General features: G+C 67.4%; 18 protein-coding genes and 2 pseudogenes. 11 read left to right on the top strand and 9 right to left on the bottom strand.

The features are described from left to right. The first annotated feature begins 104 nt into the window (after positions 1-104). The 3 genes from SY91_RS28000 (at position 105) to SY91_RS27990 (ending at position 3,573) form a co-directional block, all read left to right on the top strand. Positions 105-1,496 carry an MFS transporter gene (locus tag SY91_RS28000; RefSeq protein ID WP_023475307.1) on the top strand — a complete coding sequence of 464 codons (1,392 nt, stop codon included), beginning with the start codon at positions 105-107 and terminating at the stop codon, positions 1,494-1,496. A gap of 458 nt (positions 1,497-1,954) precedes the next feature. Further along, complete coding sequence (locus tag SY91_RS27995) at positions 1,955-2,839, top strand: helix-turn-helix transcriptional regulator (protein WP_043886914.1); 885 nt, start codon at positions 1,955-1,957, stop codon at positions 2,837-2,839. A gap of 143 nt (positions 2,840-2,982) precedes the next feature. Next, positions 2,983-3,573, top strand: a complete 591-nt coding sequence (locus SY91_RS27990; RefSeq protein WP_023475304.1) for a GNAT family N-acetyltransferase — start codon at positions 2,983-2,985, stop codon at positions 3,571-3,573. Positions 3,574-3,614: 41 nt separating this feature from the next. On the opposite strand, the gene tam is transcribed toward SY91_RS27990, so the two are convergent. Further along, positions 3,615-4,400 (bottom strand): trans-aconitate 2-methyltransferase, encoded by a 786-nt coding sequence (gene tam, locus SY91_RS27985; protein ID WP_043886913.1) that lies wholly within the window; start codon positions 4,398-4,400, stop codon positions 3,615-3,617. A 137-nt stretch (positions 4,401-4,537) separates the two neighbouring features. On the opposite strand from tam, the gene SY91_RS27980 reads away from it, so the two are divergent. After that, positions 4,538-5,434, top strand: coding sequence for a LysR family transcriptional regulator (locus SY91_RS27980; RefSeq protein WP_006479871.1), 897 nt, complete (start codon positions 4,538-4,540; stop codon positions 5,432-5,434). Positions 5,435-5,495: 61 nt separating this feature from the next. Here the strand turns inward: SY91_RS27980 and SY91_RS27975 are convergent. The 3 genes and pseudogenes from SY91_RS27975 to SY91_RS27965 all read right to left on the bottom strand — a co-directional run bounded on the left by SY91_RS27975 (position 5,496) and on the right by SY91_RS27965 (position 7,229). Next, positions 5,496-5,919, bottom strand: a pseudogene (locus SY91_RS27975) (GNAT family N-acetyltransferase). A 149-nt stretch (positions 5,920-6,068) separates the two neighbouring features. Then, positions 6,069-6,539 (bottom strand): cyanase, encoded by a 471-nt coding sequence (gene cynS / locus SY91_RS27970; RefSeq protein ID WP_023475303.1) that lies wholly within the window; start codon positions 6,537-6,539, stop codon positions 6,069-6,071. 30 nt (positions 6,540-6,569) lie between these two features. Beyond that, the gene (locus SY91_RS27965; protein ID WP_023475302.1) at positions 6,570-7,229 is read right to left on the bottom strand and encodes a carbonic anhydrase; all 660 of its coding nucleotides are present in this window, start codon (positions 7,227-7,229) and stop codon (positions 6,570-6,572) included. A 113-nt stretch (positions 7,230-7,342) separates the two neighbouring features. On the opposite strand from SY91_RS27965, the gene cynR reads away from it, so the two are divergent. Together cynR and SY91_RS27955 are read left to right on the top strand one after the other, a co-directional pair. Next, positions 7,343-8,239, top strand: coding sequence for a transcriptional regulator CynR (cynR, locus tag SY91_RS27960; RefSeq protein ID WP_023475301.1), 897 nt, complete (start codon positions 7,343-7,345; stop codon positions 8,237-8,239). A gap of 55 nt (positions 8,240-8,294) precedes the next feature. Further along, positions 8,295-8,654, top strand: a complete 360-nt coding sequence (locus SY91_RS27955; RefSeq protein WP_310642270.1) for a DUF3304 domain-containing protein — start codon at positions 8,295-8,297, stop codon at positions 8,652-8,654. A 156-nt stretch (positions 8,655-8,810) separates the two neighbouring features. Here the strand turns inward: SY91_RS27955 and SY91_RS27950 are convergent, their stop codons facing one another. Further along, the gene (locus tag SY91_RS27950) at positions 8,811-8,990 is read right to left on the bottom strand and encodes a hypothetical protein (protein WP_023475300.1); all 180 of its coding nucleotides are present in this window, start codon (positions 8,988-8,990) and stop codon (positions 8,811-8,813) included. A 34-nt stretch (positions 8,991-9,024) separates the two neighbouring features. Next, positions 9,025-10,343, bottom strand: a pseudogene (locus SY91_RS27945) (DUF3422 family protein). 162 nt (positions 10,344-10,505) lie between these two features. Between SY91_RS27945 and SY91_RS27940 the strand changes: the two are divergent. Beyond that, a complete protein-coding gene (locus tag SY91_RS27940; RefSeq protein ID WP_006485479.1) occupies positions 10,506-11,381 on the top strand; it encodes a LysR family transcriptional regulator in 876 nt (291 codons plus the stop codon). A 27-nt stretch (positions 11,382-11,408) separates the two neighbouring features. On the opposite strand, the gene SY91_RS27935 is transcribed toward SY91_RS27940, so the two are convergent. Both SY91_RS27935 and SY91_RS27930 read right to left on the bottom strand, forming a co-directional pair. Continuing rightward, positions 11,409-11,975 carry a hypothetical protein gene (locus tag SY91_RS27935; protein ID WP_023475298.1) on the bottom strand — a complete coding sequence of 189 codons (567 nt, stop codon included), beginning with the start codon at positions 11,973-11,975 and terminating at the stop codon, positions 11,409-11,411. 128 nt (positions 11,976-12,103) lie between these two features. Continuing rightward, positions 12,104-12,454: a hypothetical protein gene (locus tag SY91_RS27930; RefSeq protein ID WP_023475297.1), complete on the bottom strand. Its 351-nt coding sequence runs from the start codon at positions 12,452-12,454 to the stop codon at positions 12,104-12,106. Positions 12,455-12,555: 101 nt separating this feature from the next. On the opposite strand from SY91_RS27930, the gene SY91_RS27925 reads away from it, so the two are divergent. The 4 genes from SY91_RS27925 to SY91_RS27910 all read left to right on the top strand — a co-directional run bounded on the left by SY91_RS27925 (position 12,556) and on the right by SY91_RS27910 (position 15,966). Next, a complete protein-coding gene (locus tag SY91_RS27925) occupies positions 12,556-13,419 on the top strand; it encodes a hypothetical protein (RefSeq protein ID WP_260632461.1) in 864 nt (287 codons plus the stop codon). Then, the gene (locus tag SY91_RS27920) at positions 13,416-13,769 is read left to right on the top strand and encodes a hypothetical protein (protein ID WP_124476611.1); all 354 of its coding nucleotides are present in this window, start codon (positions 13,416-13,418) and stop codon (positions 13,767-13,769) included. Before SY91_RS27925 ends, SY91_RS27920 begins: the two co-directional genes overlap by 4 nt. 248 nt (positions 13,770-14,017) lie before the next feature. Continuing rightward, positions 14,018-14,830, top strand: a complete 813-nt coding sequence (blaOXA, locus tag SY91_RS27915; RefSeq protein WP_043886907.1) for an OXA-1043 family class D beta-lactamase — start codon at positions 14,018-14,020, stop codon at positions 14,828-14,830. After that, positions 14,827-15,966 (top strand): acyltransferase family protein, encoded by a 1,140-nt coding sequence (locus tag SY91_RS27910; RefSeq protein WP_023475293.1) that lies wholly within the window; start codon positions 14,827-14,829, stop codon positions 15,964-15,966. The genes blaOXA and SY91_RS27910 overlap by 4 nt, the downstream gene beginning before the upstream one ends. A gap of 233 nt (positions 15,967-16,199) precedes the next feature. Here the strand turns inward: SY91_RS27910 and SY91_RS27905 are convergent, their stop codons facing one another. Further along, a complete protein-coding gene (locus tag SY91_RS27905) occupies positions 16,200-16,790 on the bottom strand; it encodes a class I SAM-dependent methyltransferase (protein ID WP_023475292.1) in 591 nt (196 codons plus the stop codon). Between the last annotated feature and the right edge of the window lie 99 nt (positions 16,791-16,889).

The raw sequence follows: 16,889 nt of genomic DNA, 5'->3' as shown, positions 1-16,889 counted from the left end.
GTTGACGCACGCCGCGCCACGGCTCTAACGTTCGCCCCAACGCCATTCGATTCGGCCGCCTCGTTCGCGAGCGCCGGCCGGGGCATAGAACACAGGAGACGACCGTGGGCCCATCCGCGTCACGCACCCATGCCAACCCGCCGCAGCGGCCATCCGCGCACACCGGTACTTCATCCGAATCAGCTACCCGCTCGGCCGCCGCCGCACCCCCGGCCACGCCGCCGAGCCGCAAGCGGCTGCTGATCCTCGCGCTGCTGTTCGTCACGGTCGTGATCAACTATCTCGACCGCAGCAACCTGTCGATCGCGGCGCCCGAACTGTTCAAGGAACTGAACATCGATCCGGTCCACGCGGGCCTCGTTTTCTCCGCGTTCGGCTGGACCTATGCGCTGATGCAGATTCCCGGCGGCTGGCTCGTCGACAAGGTGTCGCCGCGCGTGCTGTATGCGGGTGCGCTCGCACTGTGGTCGGCCGCGACGCTGCTACTCGGCTTCGCCGGCTCGTTCGTCGGACTGATCGTGCTGCGCCTCGCGGTCGGCGCGCTCGAAGCGCCGGCCTATCCGATCAACAACCGCGTGGTGACGACGTGGTTCCCGACCCGCGAGCGGGCGAGCGCGATCGGCGGCTACACGTCGGGGCAGTTCGTCGGCCTCGCGTTCCTCACGCCGGTGCTCGCGTGGCTGCAGGTGCATCTCGGCTGGCACATGGTGTTCGTCGCGACCGGCCTCGCCGGCATCGCATGGGCCGCGATCTGGTATGCGGTGTATCGCGAGCCGCGCGCGTTGCGCGGCGTCAATGCGGCCGAAATCGCGCTGATCCGCGACGGCGGCGGGCTCGTCGATCTCGAGGACCGCATCGCGGCGCGCAGCGACCGCACGCCGTCGACGTGGCGCGACCTCGGCGTCGTGCTCGGCCGGCGCAAGCTGTGGGGCATCTACCTCGGCCAGTTCGCGCTGAACTCGACGCTGTGGTTCTTCCTCACGTGGTTCCCGACCTACCTCGTCAAGTATCGCGGGATGGACTTCATCAAGTCGGGCTTCCTCGCGTCGCTGCCGTTCCTCGCCGCATTCGTCGGCGTGCTGTGCTCGGGTGTGCTGTCGGACTGGCTGATGCGGCGCGGCGCATCGCAGGGCTTCGCGCGCAAGCTGCCGATCATCTCGGGGCTGCTGATCTCGACCTGCATCATCGGCGCGAACTACGTGAGCTCCACCGGCTGGGTGATCGCGTTCATGACGATCGCGTTCTTCGGCAACGGCTTCGCATCGATCACGTGGTCGCTCGTGTCGGGGCTCGCACCCGCGCGACTGCTCGGCCTCACGGGCGGCGTGTTCAACCTGGTCGGCAACCTGTCCGCGATCGCGACGCCGATCGTGATCGGGCTGCTGGTCGACGGCGCGGACTTCTCGCGCGCGATCACCTACATCGGCGCAATGGCGCTCGCGGGCAGCCTGTCGTATGGGCTGCTCGTCGGCAAGGTCGAGCGCATCGACGCGTAAGCGCTGTAAGGGCGGCGCACCTGCGTCGCCCTGCTTGACCGCTGTCCCGGCCGGCGCGCCACACCGCCGATGCGGCCGACTCCGGAAACGCGCCTGACCCGCCCTTGCCTTCCCGACAACCGTCGATTCAGTTGCCGCGCCTGCCTTCGGCCGCGCGCCGATCGCTTTCGTCCCCCCGAAGCCGAGCGCCTTCGATTCGCCCAGGCGCGTGCCCTGCGGCACGATGCGCCTGATCAGGTTGGTCGTCGGAATCGCCTGTCGCTCGATTGAAAAGGACGGGGACGCAGTGACTCGTTTACACTGCACCGGTATGCCCTCTTCGGGACGACACGCAACGTTTTACGGGCGAACGGATCGGCAGGACGCCTGCCTGTATTCCCTCCCGATCGCGGGCTGAACACTGCTTTTTTCGTATCAACGAAACGCGCGTCATGGGCGGAACAGGCCTTGGGAATCGCATGCTGCTCAACGTGAACGCCATCCACCGCGACAACGATCGCTTCAACGTGTCGTTCAAGGCATTGGGCGAGCTGATCGAGACGGTCGGCACGCCGCATTTCGTGCCGCGCCTCACGCAACTGCTGAACGAGGTCGTGCCGCTCGACGTCGCGCACGTCGAGCGCTCGCGCGTCGACGCGACGATGCCCACCGGCTACCGTTGCGAATGGATCGGCAGCAGCGGCATCGGCACCGCGTCCACCGACATCTCCGACGTGATGACGCTCTACTACGAGCGCTTTCTCGACAGCGACCCGCTGTTCGCGGGTCTGCGCGGCAAGACCGGCACGATGCTGGTCGTGCGCGACATCGCGGCGATCCCGCCCGGCGAATTCCGCCAGCGGCTGTTCGACGACGTGCATATCGGCCACGAATGCGTGCTCGCACGGGGCACGCGCTATTCGCAGCATTCGATCGCCCTGGAGCGTGGCCGTGACCGGCCGCCGTTCACGCTCGCCGAGATGAACCGCTTCCGCAGCATCAGCGACATGCTGTTTCCGCTGCTCGAACTCCATGCGTCGACCACCGCCGCGCGGCGCATCGCGCACGCGACGCCCGACGTCCATCCGCTCGCGCAGTTCGATGCGCGGCTCGCGGCCGACGGCGTGAAGCTGTCGAAGCGCGAATACGAAACCTGCAAGCACCTGCTCTCCGGCAAGACCGTGCCGGAAACCGCCGGGATTCTCGGCGTGCGCGTCGCGTCGGCCGAGTCGTACGTGAAGCGTGCATTCGCGAAGCTCGGCGTGCGCACGAAGCGCGAACTCGCCGCGTGGGGTTCGGCCACCGCCGTGCTCCCCGCCGCCGGATCGTATGACGACGGCGCACCGCCGGCCATCCCGCGCTGACCTGAGCCGCTGCGTCGGCGTCCCGGCGCAGCGAACGAAGCAACGACAAGGACGCGCTGCGGTGCGCATTCATCGGACCGACGAGCGCATCACGGATACCATCACATCATCGCGCCATCGCGCCGAAGACAGGACACCGACCTATGGACCGAGCCGAACACATCAGCATCGAACCGGCGCTCGCGCTTGCCGCCGACGAACTGGACGGATGCGATTTCTCGTTCGACATCGCGTGGGAATTGAATGTGCCGTATCAGGACTTGCTCGATCTTCGCGCGCTGCCGGCGCGGCGCAAGGACTACGGCTTCGATCCGGCCGGCTGGGCGCGCGACGCGTCGGGCCGCACGGCGCTGTTTCGGGCGACGGCCGGCGAACGGCTCGCGGGATTCGTCGCGATCGAGGAAAGCTGGAACGGCATGGCCGAGATCGCGGAACTGGCCGTCGACCGCCACTGCCGGCGCCAGGGTATCGGGAAATTCCTGCTGGCAGCCGCGGAAGCGTGGGCGCGCAGCCACGGGTTCGGCTTCATGCGGCTCGAAACGCAGGCGAACAACGTCGCGGCCTGCTCGACGTATGCGCGTGCGGGCTTCGTGCTCGGCGGCCACGACCGCTTTCTCTACGCCGACGGCAAGAACGCGGGAGAAGTCGCGCTGTTCTGGTACAAGGACCTGCGCAACGGGCAGACCGCGCGAAGCCGCACGGTCGACCCGGCATCGGTGCAGCCGGTGCGCTGATGCACGGCTGATCGTCACGTCAATGCAGTGTGATTGGCGCGTTACTTGCGCGTCGCCACGATGAACAGGCGGGGAAACGGCAACAGCACCGTACCGTCGTCCTGCACCGGATAACCGTTCGGGCCGGCCAGCGCGTCGCGATAGCGCGCGAGAAACGCGCGCTGTTCGGACGCGTCGAGCGCCGCGAGAAACGGCCGCAGCGCGCTGCCCTTGAACCATTCGACGACCGCCTCCGCACCGCCGCGCAGCGGGTGGTAGTAGGTCGTGCGCCACACGTCCACGCGCGAACACAGCGGCACCAGCAGCGCATGGTAATAGCGCGCATCGAATCGCTCGGTACGCGCCGCGCCTTTCAGCTTGTCGGCCCACGGCCCGCCTGCGGCGACTTCGCGCATCAGCCGGTGCGCGGGTTCGTCGAGATTGTCGGGCATCTGCACCGCGAGATGGCCGCCTCGCGCGAGCCGGCCGACGAGCCTCGGGAACAGCGTGTCGTGCGCAGGCACCCACTGCAGCACCGCATTCGACAGGATCAGGTCATAGCCGCCCGGATCGTCCCAGGTGGTGACATCGGCAAGGTCGAAACGCAGCGCCGGCAGGCGCTTGCGCGCGGCCTCGATCATGTCCGCCGACGCATCGATCCCGTGGATCGTCGCGTCCGGTGCGCGGGCGATCAGCGCTTCCGTCGAATTGCCCGGCCCGCAGCCGATATCGATCGCGGTATGGATCGGCGTGTTCGGCACGGCGGCCAGCAGATCGCGCACCGGGCGCGTGCGTTCGTCCTCGAACTGCACGTACTGGGTCGCGTATTGATCGAGCGGGGTCGTCACGATAAGTCTCCTTGTCGGCAGGGGAGCGGCGACGCATCCGCGCACGGGATGCAACGGGCCGTCGATTCAGCGCATTCTGCGACTGCCGCCGACCTTCAGTAAAATGAATTTAATATCGTGATTGATTCAAAATTCTGATGAAGATCGATACGCTCGGTGTCCAGGCTTTCGTCGCGATCGCCGACGGCGGCAGCTTCAGGCAGGCAGCCGATACGCTGCACGTCACGCAGACGGCGATCACGCAGCGGCTGCGCAAGCTCGAAGCGTATCTCGGCGTCGCGCTGGTCGAGCGCACGACGCGCCGTACCACGCTGACCGAGATCGGCCGGCGTTTCCTGCCGCAGGCGCGCCGGCTGCTGAACGAACTGTCCGATGCGCTGACCGAAATCCGCGAGACGGGCCTGAGCCAGCGCGGCGACGTCACGATCGCGTGCGTGCCGACGGTCGGCGTGCAGTACCTGCCGCGCATCCTGCGCGCGTTCTCCACGCACCGGCCGCATGATCGCGTGAAGATTCTCGATCACGCGTCGGCGTCGGTGTTGCAGGCCGTGCTGCGCCGCGAGGCGGAATTCGGCATCAGCATCGCTGGCGACCAGCACCCGGAACTGGTCAGCGTGCCGCTCACGCACGACCCTTACGTACTCGTGTGCCGCGACGATCACCCGCTCGCGAAGCGGCGGCGCATCCGCTGGGCGGCGCTGCAGCCGCATCCGCTGATCTTCGCCGGCGAAGTGAGCGGCAATCGCGGGCTGCTCGATGGCGCGTTGAAGACGAGCGGCGTATCGCTGCATTCGTTCTACGAGGTGCAGCGCAGTTCGACCGCGCTCGGGCTCGTCGCGGAAGGGCTGGGCGCGGCCGTCGTGCCGAAGCTCGCGATCCAGAAGAATGCGTATCCGATGATCCGCACGATCGAGCTCGTCGAGCCGTCGGTGTCGCGCACGCTCGTGCTCGTCATGCGGCGGAACGCGCAACTGTCGCCCGCCGCGCGGGCGCTGTGCGACATGATCGTCGAGCGGGCGACGCCCGGGCGGTGATTCGTGAGCCTTCCGGCGCTACCAGCTTGTCATGAGATGTCAGCAAACTGCCCGTTGCCGCTCAAAGCACCTTGACCATAAATACGCGCGCCGCGCCTGCCGGCTCGCACGGCACTTCGCCGAATGTCTCGTAACCGTGCTTCCGGTAGAAGTCCGGCGCCTGGAACGAGATCGTGTACAGCACCGCACGCGCACAACCGCGCCGCTTCGGCCTCGCGCAGCAGCCGGCTGCCGAAGCCGTCGCCGCGCAGCGATTCGGGCAGATAGAACAGATCGATGAAGAACACGCCGAGCGACGTGCGGCCGGCGAGGCCGCCCAGTACGTCGCCGGTCGCGGGATCGGTCACGTAGACGTCGAGCGCGGCCGTATCGGCGCGCCCCGTCATCGCATGGTTGAATTCGCCGAGCTTGCGGCTGATGAAGTCTCGGGCGGCCGGCTGCTCGGTGTCGGTCAGTTGAAGGGTGACGTCGGGATGGGCTGTCATCGAAGCGAACGCGTGCGTGAATAGACCGCCGGGCGGGCGGCGCCCGCGGCGGGTATCACGCGACTATAGCGCGTCGTCATGCGCCGTGACGACGCGCGATGATCGCTCGATATCGCGCGACGCCGTGACGCCACGACGCGCCGCCGGCGTCAGAACGGCTTGGTCGGCAGGTACTTGCCGTCGAGCGTGATCACCGCACGCGAACCGCCTTCCGGATCGTCGACCTTCTTCACGTCGAGCCGGAAATTGATCGCGCTGATGATGCCGTCGCCGAACTTCTCGTGAACGAGCGCCTTCAGCGTCGTGCCGTACACCTGCAGTATTTCGTAGAAACGGTAGATGGTCGGATCGGTCGGCACACGATCGTCGATGCTGCCGCGCAGCGGGATCATTTGCAGCAGCAGCACCGCGTCGTCGTCGAGGCCGAGCTTGTCGGCGACGACGCGCGCCGCGTCGGCCGGCAGCGCATGTTGCCCGAGCAGCGCGGCCGTGACGAACGCTTCGCTCAGGCCCGTGCCTTCGGTGAGCTGCGCGAACGACAGGTTCTTGCGCGCCTTCGCGAGCACGACGGTTTCCGCCAGCGCGTGGCGCGCCGTCTGACTGTGCTGGGACTGGATCATGGTAATGCCTCGTAGTGGAGTGGGAGCGATTCAGGCCGCGACGGGGAGTGTCGCGGGGGTTGCACGGACGCCGGGATGGTCCGCAAGGGGAACGAACCGGCCGCTCGCGCCGTCGTAGGCGTCGATGCAGCCCGATTCGATGTCGTAGACCCAGCCGTGCAGCGCGAGACGCCCTTCCTCGAGCGCGAGCCGCACGGCGGGATGCGTCTTCAGGTTGGCCAGTTGCGCGACGACGTTCTCGCGCACCATCGAGTCGATCCGTTCGCGCTCGCTGCGATGCATGCGCGCCTCGTTCACGACCCGTGCCGAATCGGCATAGCGCAGCCAGTGGCCGACGGCCGGCATGTGGTCCATGCACTGGCAGGTCGCAATCGCGGTCATCGCGCCGCAATCGGAATGCCCGCAGATCACGACGTCGGTCACGCGCAGCGCGGCGACCGCATATTCGACCGACGCCGACACGCCGCCCGGCTCCGGGCCGTACGACGGCACGATGTTGCCCGCGTTGCGGATCACGAACAGGTCGCCCGGCTCGCGCTGCGTGACGAGCTCCGGCACGAGCCGGCTATCCGAGCACGAGATGAACAGCGCCCGCGGATTCTGGCTACGTGCGAGATCACGGAACAGCGCGGCGCGCGCCGGATAGGCGTCGCGCTGGAACTTCAGGAAGCCTTCGATGATGTCCTTCATCGCGTATTCTCCGGTGCGGGTGGAATCGATGAAGGGCAGGTTACGCCCGACTTCCGATAACGTAAAAGACTGATTTACGATCCACCGGATAAGCACGACTTATAGGAACCGCCATGCTGCTGCGTCACATCCACTACTTCCTGGCCGTCGCCGAACACCGCAGCTTCACGCGCGCGGCCGCCGCGCTGCACGTATCGCAGCCCGCGCTGTCGCAGCAGATCCGCCAGCTCGAGGACACGCTCGGCGCGCAGTTGTTCGACCGCACCGGCCGCGTCACGAGGCTGACCGATGCCGGCGACGTGTATTTCCGCTATGCGCGGCAGGCGCTGCATGATCTCGCGGAAGGCCGGCGGGCGATTCACGACGTGCAGGACCTGAGCCGCGGCTCGCTGCGCGTCGCGGTCACGCCGACCTTCACGAGCTATCTCGTCGGGCCGCTCGTCGAGGCGTTTCACCGCCGCTATCCGGACGTATCGCTGTCGGTTCGCGAGATGTCGCAGGAGCGTATCGAGGCACTGCTCGTCGACGACGAGCTCGATGTCGGCATTGCATTCGACGAGGTGCAGACGGCGGATATCGACGCGCAAGCGCTGCTGGTCGAAACACTGGCGCTCGTCGTGAACCGCGGACACGCGCTCGGCAGCAAACGCAAGGCCGGCCTGCGCGCGCTGCACGACGCGCCGCTCGTGCTGCTCACCGCGGAATTCGCGACGCGCATGCAAATCGACCGCTATTTCCGCGAGCACGACCTGCAGCCGCGCGTGCTGATGGAAGCGAATTCGCTCGGTGCGGTAATCGAGATCGTGCGCCGCACGAACCTCGCGACGCTGCTGCCGGCGACGGTCGCGGTCGAGCACGACGATCTCGTCGCGGTTGCGCTCGATCCGGCGGGGCTGAGGCGCACGGCCGTGCTGCTGCAGCGCAAGGGTGGGTATCGGAGTGCTGCGGCGCGGGCGTTCGTCGAGCTGGCGCTGGCGCAGGGGGCGGGGCCGGTCAGGCCCGCGCGCTGACCTCAGCTGCCGGCAACGGATCGTCGCCGGCGAACCGACTCATGGAAACATCGACATGTCGAACCTGCTACGCCGCATGACGCTCAACCCGCTTGCCATCGCCGCGCTGCTGGCAGGCGCAGCCTGGTGGGTCCACGCACAGACGCGCGCCAACGGCCCGTATCGCGTCGTGGGGTTCAACTACACGGATCGTGGCGTCTACAGCTTCGTGGTCGACGGCTTCGGCGCCGGCAGCGTGCACGCACGCCAGTTCGGCGGCGGGGGTGGCACGGTGTGCTGCATGAGCGTGCCCCGCGGCAAGCAGACCTGGCACGTCAGGGTCACTTACGACCTGACGCCTGAAGAAGACGCCAGGAACCAGGCACCTGAAATCGTCGAAACCGAGGTCGCCGTGCCGGCTTTGCCGAACCGGTGAGACGGCTATATCGAGTTTCGTTTCCTGCCCGGCCGCAAGATCGACGCCCGATGGGCGGCGTACCCGACGATGCCACGCATGCGCGATGGCGGTTGATCGGAGAAGGGCCGCTCGTGGATGCTGCGTAGCCGCGCGGAATAGTCGCGCGACGCCGCGTCAGTTGTACCCGAGAATCGCCACCGCCGCGACGTCCGGCCGATCGAGCGTATTGCCGACGAGCGACGTCATCGGTTCCTGCAGCACGGCCTGATACGACGTCACGCGAGCCGCTGCCGGCTCGTCGAACGCGGCATCGAAACCGCTGTAAAAACCCGCTTGATTCTGCGAAAAAGTCATCTCCACTCCTTTGCCTTGATAGGTCGTTGATGTTCTAGCCGGCCCGCTTCAACGCCGCCGCATGCACGGGCGCACTGTCATGCACCGCCTCGGCCCGCGCAAGCTGCGCGCGCGTACGCCGCGTGATGTGGATCACCGCGAACACGACCGGCGCGATCAGCAGCCCTTCCGCCAGCTCGGGATCGACCGGCAGGTTCATCACGTGCAGCGCCTTGAACGCCGCCGTCGCGAGCGACAGCACGTAGTACGAAATGGCGGCCACCGACAGCCCTTCGACCGCGTGCTGCAAATGCAGCTGGTTGCGCGCGGTGCGCTCCATGCCGGCCAGCAGCCGCGTCACGTCCTTTTCCTGCGCGAGATTCACGCGAGTGCGCAGCAGGTCGACCGCCCGTGCGATCCGCGCGGCGATCTGTTCGTGGCGCGCCCACACGCTGCGGCAGGTTTCCATCGCCGGCGCGAAGCGCCGCTCCATGAATTCGGCGATCGTCGGCATCCCTTCGATACGCTCCTCGCGCAGCTCGTGGATGCGCGCCAGCACGAGCTTTTCGTACGCGCGCGACGCGCTGAAGCGCGCCCCGATCCCGACAACGATTCGACCCGCACCGCGAGATGCGTGAGCTTGACGAGCAACGCCGCATCGTCGCCGTCTGCGCCGCTCGCATCCATCCGCTGCATCAGCGCGTGCAGCGCCGCATGGATCTCGTCGAGCTCGCGGCTCATCCGGCGCGCGACGGGGAGTGCCAGCAGCGCCATCATCCGGTACGTTTCGATTTCATACAGACGCTGCAACAGCCGGCCGCCCTGCTCCTCGCGGAAATCCTCGTCGACCACGAGAAAACGCATGAAGCCGTCGTCGCGCACGTGCCAGTCGCAGAACACCTTGCCGCCGCCGAGCACGCGGCTGCCGACGAGCGCGGGCCCGTCGATCCAGCGCCGCAGGTCGCCGCATACGCGCCGCGCGGCGTCGCCGGACAGCAGCTCCATCCGCACCGCGACGAAGCGGATGCCGGCCAGCCGCGCGAACCACGCGGCCGGAATGCCGTCGATCGCGAGATCGTCGAAATAACCGGTGTCGCGACGCGGCGCGACGAACGTGAAGGTCGAGAATTCGGTGTGGCGCTCCCACTTCAGGTGCCAACCGCACGGCGACTGCACCGCGTAGTGCGTCGCGCCTTCGTGCGGCGCGTCGATGCCGGTATCGCGGCACAGCGCGTGCAGCAGCGTTTCGTGGATGTCGGGCTGGCCGTCCGCATAGATCGCGTAGTGCGTGAGCGACACGGCTTCGGCGAGCCGCAGGAACGGCCGGGCGTGCAATTCCGCGGCCAGTGCGGCGCGCAACGGATGGTCCATCATCGATTCACCACGCTTCCCTGTTCAGTCCCGCACGCCGGATTGGCGCGGCCCGACCGCCGCGCCACCCTCGGGTGAAACGCCAGCGTGATCGCACTATGGCAGACACACAGCAACAATAAAAACGCATAATGCTGATCGTTACGTTCAGTTTTCCTGATACCCATGAAGATGCTCGATCACGACGTGCTGGCCACCGTCGTCGCCGTCGCGGAAACCGGCAACATGACCCGCGCAGCCGAGGCCGTGAACCGCTCGCAGTCGGCCGTGAGCATGCAGATCAAGAGCCTGGAGGACGCGATCGGCCGGCCGCTGTTCGTGCGCAAGCCGCGCAGCATCGTGCTGACGCGCGAAGGCGAGGTGCTGCTGGGATTCGCCAGACGAATGCTGGCGCTGCGTGACGAAGCATGGGCAGCCGTGGTGCGGCCGGAGGTGACCGGCAAGGTCGTGATCGGCGTGCCGGACGACTATGCGTCGTCGCTGCTGCCGTCGGTGCTGAAGAAATTCTCCGCGACCTACCCGAAGGTCGAGATCCAGGTGATGGGGCTGCCGAGCAGCGCGCTCGCGCCGCTGATCAAGGAGGGCACCGTCGATCTCGTGTGCGGGACGCGCATCAAGGGGCTGTCGGGCGACTTCATCCGCCACGAGCCGATGGCGTGGGCCGCGATGACGAACGGGCCGCGTGTCTGGGAGGAGCGGCCGCTGCCGATCGCGGTGTTCATGCCGGGCAGCGTCGCGCGCGAGAACGCGATCCGCAGCCTCGAACGCGCGAAAGTGCCGTACCGCACGTCGTATGAAAGCCCGAGCCTGCTCGGGCTGCTCAGCATGGTCGAGGCCGGCCTCGCGGTCGCGCCGCTTGCCCGCTGCGCGATTCCCGCGCAACTGTCGATGCTCGGCCGCTCGCACGGGCTGCCCGACCTGCCGCCGCTCGAGCTGATCCTCGCGCGCAGCACCAAGTCGAAACGGCCGCCGTGCGACTTCCTGGCGGAACAATTGATGGAAGACCTGCAGCGGCAGACCGGGCAGACCGGCGACGCGTGAGCCCGCCGGCGGCCGCGCGCCGCCGCGTCACCCGTGGCCGGTCGTGCCATGCCCGGCCACGCGCAACGCCGCGTTGACGATACCGGCCACCGTGTCGACGAGCGCTTCCAGCGTGTCGCCGTGCACGTGACGCCCTGCCGGCGGAACGTGCTCATTGCGCCGGCCGCCCCACTGCGAACCGGCCGTGACCGACAGCGTCGCGCTGAACCGCTGGCCATGCCGCCGGCCGAAGATGCCGATGCGCCGCTCGGCGACATAAGCCTGTTCGGGAAGAAACAGGCGGATCTCGACCGCCGCTTGATCGGGGTCGGCCGCACACGCATCCGCATCGAACGCCGGTGCGAATGCCTTGACGATGCGGAACGTCACGTGAGAATCCCACGCGGTGAGCGGCCCGCCGGCCGCATCGACGCGTTCGGCGTCGACCAGCCACTGATGGCGATCGGGCACGCGAATCGCCTGGCGCAGCAGCACGTCCGCCGTGCGAACCGTCACCATCAACTGCCGGGCAAGCTGCCTGCCCGACGGCAACGCCGCGGTATGCGCGCGACGGGCAGCCGGGCGCGCAATACGCACTTCTTCCGTAAGGTACATAGGCCCTCCCTGTTCAGGGGTAGCGCCGCGTTCGACGCAGCGCACAAACGTCCACCATCGGCGGCCGGCGGACAGCACGGCGGCCGGCGAATCGGCGGCGGATTAGCCAAGCAATCGGCGTTCCCGGCTCAGCGCGCGCCAGCCGGAACGCACAATTGGCGCGCGATCGGCCCGATCACCGCGTCGACATGCTGCGCGATCAGCGTGTGCAGCGTGAAATCCAGATCCTCCGGGGCGATGTCCAAATGCACGTGAATCACGTTGCGCACGGTGCGCGCGCTGACGACATACACACCGAGCGGGGAATGCAGCAGCGCGGCAAGCCGGGCGTGCGCCGCCTCGACGGAGTCGGCCGTCAGCGTGACAGGCAATTGCAGGCGCGGGCGCGGCGGCGGGAACGGCGCGACGCTGCCGGGTGCGCCGGCACGCAACCGCCGGCCGGCGACATCGAACGGGGGAAAGGGATGAATGAAGGTCATGGCGCGGACAGAAGCCGTCTCGGCTGTTCGACACGTCCCCAGCTTAGAAGAGGCGGTATAAACGCCGTGCAAAAAAACGGGGCGGCCGTGCAAAAAACGGCATGCGCGCCGGGATCGCGCCCCGCACGTCGCTTGTGGCGTCGAAGCAATCACTTCGACGCCCGATCAGCCGTTTGGCGGACTCGGCCCGCCGGGTTCGCGGCGATATGCTGGGCGCTTTCCACTCGTCGCCCGCAACCATGCCCGTCCAGCGTGTCGATCTCAGTCACGTCCTGCCATACGAGATGACGTACTTCGACGATCGCCTGACGGTCGATCGAAACGATCTGGATATCGCCGCGTGCCTCGGCGTGGACGGCGACGTCTCGGACGAACTGCTGGTTTCGCTGTGTGGCGCGCCTGCCGGGTCGGACATTCAGGTGTATCTCGATTGTGCGAGTCGACTGACATTCTCCGTGACCCATCCGGGACTGATCCGATCGGAGAACCGCGTATCCGTGCTTCAAACCCACGACGCGTCCGTACTCGAACTCGGGACCGTCGATCTTGCCGATAACGCTGTCGCCGGGCTCGGTGCGGCAATGCTGTGGCGGATCGTCAGGGCGTGTGATAGGTTGAAGATCGCGCGGATCAGCGCATTCGCAATAGGCGGCCGTAAAGCGCCACCTGAACCCGGCCGCCTTCGTCTCTGCGGATACTACGCATGGCCGCGGTTTGGTTTCGATGCGCCCATTCCCGGCCTGCATGGCGACGAGGCCGCACTGTTCCAGTACTTTCAGGGCTATCCGGTCGGGTTGGCCGATGGGTCGCTCCGGTCTCTGCAAGCGCTTTACGCGACTCGATCCGGACGAGACTTCTGGCGGGTGGCCGGATCGCATCGCGTGATGACGTTCAACGTTGCGCCTGATGGCACGTCGGTGCTGGCATTGCAACGATACTTGATCGAAAAAGGGATATACGGATGACTCAGAAACACCGTCCAATTGCCGGGTTCCGGATCAAGAAGCCCACGGCCGGACGCGGTCGCGCGCCGAACGCCAATCGTCCCATTCGCTTCTCGCAGTTCAAGCAGCTCATTGACGAGCTCATCACGCAAGAACGTCGTGATGCGCACACGCCTGCTTCAAATACGGCTACCGTCGCGCCCGATACACGGCTGCTCCGCCACTCGGCTGCACCGCCGCAACGAAAAGTCTTCGACGTGGCACCGATCGACCGATCGAAGAGCACGCTGAGCGTCATCTCGATAGCCGACGCCGAAGCGCGTTGTCGCCGGGAAACGCTCCTGCACTTCGGGTTGGATCCGGATCTGTAACGCCGCGCAGTCACGGGCGGCCCCTACCACTGCCTCACCGCCGGCGTGCCCGCAGCCGCAGCCGTAACGGTGCAGGGCGCACACGCGCCCCGTCAACCATGACAGGTCGACAGCCGGCGATCCGCCGATACACTGTGAGCCATCCCGACGGCCGCGATCGCCCTCACCGATGCCGGCCGCCGCTTCGCTTGCGCACGGCTTCCCGCTTTCCGTCCGCCCCGCGCATCTTCCGCACGCTTTCCAAGGAATTGCACTTGAAGCACTGGCATTACGCGCTGTTCGCCTTCGCCGGCCTCCTGGCCGCCGCGTCCTCTCACGCGCACCCCGTCTGCACCGTCGTCGCCGACGCCGCCACCGGCAAGCTGCTCGTGCAGCAGGGCGACTGCTCGACCCGCGTAACGCCGGCATCGACGTTCAAGGTCGCCATCGGCCTGATGGGCTTCGACGCCGGCGTGCTGAAGGACGAACACGCGCCCACGCTCGAGTTCCACGCCGGCTACCCCGACTGGGGCGGCGCGCCGTGGCGCGAACCGACCGATCCGGCGCGCTGGATGAGGCTGTCGGTCTTCTGGTATTCGGAGCAGGTCACGCAGGCGCTCGGGCAGGCACGCTTCCAGCAGTACACGAGCGCGTTCGACTACGGCAACGCCGACGTCACCAGCAAAGCGGGCGAACTCCCCGGCATGATGGGCGCGTGGGTCAATTCGTCGCTACGGATTTCGCCGCTCGAACAGGTCGCGTTCATGCGCAAGATCGTGCAGCGGACGCTGCCCGTCAGCGCGCACGCGTATGACATGACTGCGCGCATCACGCTGCTCGACGCGCGACCGGGCGGCTGGACGGTGCACGGCAAGACCGGCACCGGCTCGCCGGGCATCCAGTACGACGCGGCACACGCGTACGGCTGGTTCGTCGGCTGGGCGACGAAGGGATCGCGCACGCTGGTGTTCGCGAACCTGATCCAGGACGACGAGCGGCAAACGCCCAATGCCGGCCTGCGCTCGCGCGACACGTTCCTCGCGGCGCTGCCGACGCTCGCCGCCGCGGCCCCGCCGCAATGAGCGCCGCTCCCCGCAACGCCCGCATCGACCTGCTGCGCGGCGTCTCGATCCTGCTCGTCCTGCTGCATCACTTCAACATCGCATATCCGCTGCGCGACACCGCGCTCGCCCGCGTGCTCGGCTGGGACACGATCCATGCGATCGTGCGCAACGGCAACTACGGCGTGACGATGTTCTTCGCGATCTCGGGCTACCTGATCACGTCGAACGCGCGCCGCCGCTGGGGCAGCCTCGGCGCGCTCGACGTGCGTGCGTTCTACGTGTCGCGCATTGCACGGATCGTCCCGTGCCTGCTTCTGCTGCTCGCGCTCGTCAACGGCCTCGCGGCGGCCGGCGTGCCGATCTTCACGAACCATGCGCCGCAGGGCATCGCCGTGTCGTACTGGCTCGTGAATCTGGCATCGCTCACGTTCTGGATGAACGTGCTGATCGGCGCGTACGGATGGGTCAACTACGCGCTCGGCGTGCTGTGGTCGCTGTCGGTCGAAGAGGTGTTCTACCTGTCGTTCCCGCTGCTGTGCATCGCACTGCGCCGCGACACGCGGCTGTTCGCGTTCTGGCTGCTGATTGCGGCGATCGGTCCCGTGTACCGCTACACGCATCCGGGCGACGAAGGCGGCTTCCTGTACGCGTACTTCGCCTGCTTCGACGGTATCGCGATCGGCTGCTGCACCGCGCTGCTCGCCGAACGCGCGCGCTGGCCGATGCTCGCGGCGGCGCCCGTGCAATGGCTGGTCGCAGCACTGATGACCGCGCTCTATCTCGCGTGGCCGATCGCGCAAAGCCATGTGTTCGGCGTCTCGGCAATGGCGCTCGGCACGGCCGTGCTGCTGATCGGCGCACACGCCGAACACGCCCCCGCTCACGGTCGCCTGCTCGCGCCGCTGCGCTGGAGCGGCCGGCTCAGCTACGAGCTGTATCTGTTCCATCTGATCGTACTCGGCGCGCTGCGCACGCTCTGGCCGCCGTCCGTCACGCAGGGCGACGGCAAGCTGGCGCTGCTCGTCGCGTATCTGGCGCTGTCGGCAGGAGCAAGTGCGATCATCGCGCGCGGCTATGCAACGCCGCTCGACCGCTTCATCAAGCGCATCGCATCGCGGCCGACGGCGCGGATGACCGACAGCGCGCGCGTCTAGTTTTCCGCGTGCGGCGGTGAACAAAAGCCGGCGCCGACGTCAACATCGGAATCCCTGCCTTCAGGCAGTCGAGCACATCAAGTAGCCTGTTCTGCTCACCGCGGATGCTTTCAAAATGAAAGGCGATGGCAGGAACCGGATGTGACGGCAGGATGAAGGAAACTGGAAGGATCGGTACGGCCGCTGAAAGGATGCGACGGGGCGCCACGTCCGGGCGCCCCGCACTCCCCGGTTCAACCGGCGTATGCGGCGGCGGCGCAGCGCACGGTCACGATGCGCGCCGGCGGGAGATTGGCCCACACGATCCGGCTGTCGCACGCGACGAATGCCGCATCGCCGAGCGGATGGCGGCCGGGCGGGCGCAAATCGTACGTGAACTGGATCATCACGCCGTCGGCCGACAGCACCCGCTGACATTGACCGACGATCGCCGCCACGTCCTCGCGCGGCAGCGTGCGCAGGGGCAGGCACGACACGATCGCATCGACCGTGGCGCCCGGCGGCAACAGCCGTTCGAGCCGCCGCGCGTCGCCCGACACGATCGAGATCCCGGGAAAGCGCCGCCGTAAATGCTGCACGAACGCCGGCGAGCGTTCGACCACCACGAGGCGCCGCGGCGCGACACCGCGCTCGAGCAGTGCCGCGGTGATCGCACCGGTGCCGCCGCCGAGCTCGACGACCAGCCCGTCGCCATCCGGCACCGCGTCGGCCATTTCGCGCGCCAGATGCCGCGAACTCGGGCACAACGCGCCCACCGCGGCCGGCCGGCCGACCCACTCGCGCACGAACAGTGCCGAGACACGCCACGCGTTCGGCCACATCATAGGCGGGGCTCCCGCGCTTGCGCGGTTGGCGGCGGTGTGCCGATGACTGCGCGGAACAGGGCTACTGCGACACGGGTAGGGTTCATCAGTTGCTCCGAG

Source organism: Burkholderia cenocepacia (genome assembly GCF_014211915.1).
Classification (GTDB): domain Bacteria; phylum Pseudomonadota; class Gammaproteobacteria; order Burkholderiales; family Burkholderiaceae; genus Burkholderia; species Burkholderia orbicola.
Note: the sequence above shows the minus strand (reverse complement) of the source record. Positions and strands in the feature narration are given on the sequence as shown.

What these genes read in the sequence shown, in the direction of transcription:
- SY91_RS27995 (WP_043886914.1), top strand. Translation starts at nt 1,955, where the DNA reads ATGCTGCTCAACGTGAACGCCATCCACCGCGACAACGATCGCTTCAAC.
- SY91_RS27990 (WP_023475304.1), top strand. Translation starts at nt 2,983, where the DNA reads ATGGACCGAGCCGAACACATCAGCATCGAACCGGCGCTCGCGCTTGCC.
- SY91_RS27980 (WP_006479871.1), top strand. Translation starts at nt 4,538, where the DNA reads ATGAAGATCGATACGCTCGGTGTCCAGGCTTTCGTCGCGATCGCCGAC.
- cynS (WP_023475303.1), bottom strand. Translation starts at nt 6,539, where the DNA reads ATGATCCAGTCCCAGCACAGTCAGACGGCGCGCCACGCGCTGGCGGAA.
- SY91_RS27965 (WP_023475302.1), bottom strand. Translation starts at nt 7,229, where the DNA reads ATGAAGGACATCATCGAAGGCTTCCTGAAGTTCCAGCGCGACGCCTAT.
- cynR (WP_023475301.1), top strand. Translation starts at nt 7,343, where the DNA reads ATGCTGCTGCGTCACATCCACTACTTCCTGGCCGTCGCCGAACACCGC.
- SY91_RS27955 (WP_310642270.1), top strand. Translation starts at nt 8,295, where the DNA reads ATGTCGAACCTGCTACGCCGCATGACGCTCAACCCGCTTGCCATCGCC.
- SY91_RS27950 (WP_023475300.1), bottom strand. Translation starts at nt 8,990, where the DNA reads ATGACTTTTTCGCAGAATCAAGCGGGTTTTTACAGCGGTTTCGATGCC.
- SY91_RS27940 (WP_006485479.1), top strand. Translation starts at nt 10,506, where the DNA reads ATGAAGATGCTCGATCACGACGTGCTGGCCACCGTCGTCGCCGTCGCG.
- SY91_RS27935 (WP_023475298.1), bottom strand. Translation starts at nt 11,975, where the DNA reads ATGTACCTTACGGAAGAAGTGCGTATTGCGCGCCCGGCTGCCCGTCGC.
- SY91_RS27930 (WP_023475297.1), bottom strand. Translation starts at nt 12,454, where the DNA reads ATGACCTTCATTCATCCCTTTCCCCCGTTCGATGTCGCCGGCCGGCGG.
- SY91_RS27925 (WP_260632461.1), top strand. Translation starts at nt 12,556, where the DNA reads ATGCGCGCCGGGATCGCGCCCCGCACGTCGCTTGTGGCGTCGAAGCAA.
- SY91_RS27920 (WP_124476611.1), top strand. Translation starts at nt 13,416, where the DNA reads ATGACTCAGAAACACCGTCCAATTGCCGGGTTCCGGATCAAGAAGCCC.
- SY91_RS27910 (WP_023475293.1), top strand. Translation starts at nt 14,827, where the DNA reads ATGAGCGCCGCTCCCCGCAACGCCCGCATCGACCTGCTGCGCGGCGTC.
- SY91_RS27905 (WP_023475292.1), bottom strand. Translation starts at nt 16,790, where the DNA reads ATGATGTGGCCGAACGCGTGGCGTGTCTCGGCACTGTTCGTGCGCGAG.